Source organism: Streptomyces sp. NPDC058964, assembly GCF_042741275.1.
Lineage (GTDB): Bacteria > Actinomycetota > Actinomycetes > Streptomycetales > Streptomycetaceae > Streptomyces.
In genome coordinates, this window is record NZ_JBHYKH010000969.1 from 1 (window position 1) to 1,389 (window position 1,389).

At 66.3% G+C, this 1,389-nt stretch carries 1 protein-coding gene; it reads left to right on the forward strand.

Going from position 1 to position 1,389, the window contains the following annotated elements; genetic code table 11:
* Positions 1–112 precede the first annotated feature (112 nt).
* Positions 113–1,312 (forward strand): ABC transporter substrate-binding protein, encoded by a 1,200-nt coding sequence (locus tag ACFW2E_RS46895; RefSeq protein ID WP_384478286.1) that lies wholly within the window; start codon positions 113–115, stop codon positions 1,310–1,312.
* The last annotated feature ends 77 nt before the right edge of the window (positions 1,313–1,389 follow it).

The following is a 1,389-nucleotide window of genomic DNA, read 5'->3' on the forward strand; positions in this document are numbered from 1 at the left end:
TTTTTTTATTTTTAGGGCGACAACGTTTTTTTAAATTTGATTTGTGGTGGGCAGCGTATGTTGTGTTTAAGAGACAGGTACCGGCGCCGGCAGTACGAGCGGCAAGCTGACCATGATCTGGTGGGGCAGCGACGAGCGGCACGCGGCGTACAAGAAGGCGCTGGCCCACTTCCAGCGGAAGAACCCGAAGATCACGATCCAGGAGACCTACTCCGGCTACGACGGGTACTTCGACAAGTTCAACACCAACATCGCCGGCGGCAGCGCCCCCGACCTGCTCCAGATGGACACCGCGCTCGTCGCCCAGTACGCCCGCAAGGGCGTCCTCGCCCCGCTCGACGAGTACGTCGGCAAGACCCTCGACCTCACCGGCTTCGCCAAGACGCTCCTCGCGGCCGGCACCGTCGACGGCAAGCTGTACGGCGTCCCGTCCGGCATCGGCGTCAACCAGCTCACCGTCAACCGCAGTGCCCTGGAGAAGCTGGGCCTGAAGCTGCCGGACCGCGAGTGGACCTGGGCCGACCTGAAGAAGACCGCCCAGGACGTCCACAGGAAGAGCGGCGGCAAGATCTATGGCGTCGACGACGGCGGCGGCTCCACCCTCCAGTGCTTCGAGATCTTCGCCCGCGAGAAGGGCCAGCAGTTCTTCTCCGACGACGGCAAGAAGCTCGGCTTCACCTCCGACACCCTCCAGGAGTGGTGGGAGTACTGGGCCGAGATGCGCAGGACACACGCCTCCCCGCCGCCGGCGATCACCTCCGCCGCGCACAACGACCTCACCAAGAACGCGGTCGTCATCGGCAAGGCCCTGTTCACCTTCGACTCCGGCGTCTACGGCGCGGGCGGCTCCATCACCGACGCGCAGCTGGACTTCCTGCCCACCCCGCAGGGCGAATGGTCCGGTGCCCGCGAGGGCAACTTCGTCAACGGCGGTGTGCTGCTGAGCGCCACCAAGGCCAGCAAGAAGGTCGCCGACTCCGTGAAGATCATGTCGTTCTTCGCGCAGGACGCGACGGCGATCAAGGACATGCAGCTGCTGCGCGGCATCCCGCCGACCGAGAAGGCCCGCGATCTGATCGCCTCGGGCCTGACCGCGACGGACAAGCTGAACATGGAGAACGCCGACTACATCTCCCGGCGCGTCTCGAAGGCGGCCGACGCCCTGCCCGCTCCGGTACCGCCGCCGCAGGGCGCCGACCAGATCTGGGACCTGCTGTTCCAGTCGAACCTCGCCATCGCCTTCGGCAAGAAGTCCGTCAAGGCACAACTCGGCCAGTTCTTCGACCAGGCGGCGGGGATTCTGGGCGGCTAGCCGCTCCGCCGGAACTGCCGCGCACGGCAAGTGCCGCGACGTGCCCGCGCGCCCTCGGGGGCGCGGCAGTGCACCGC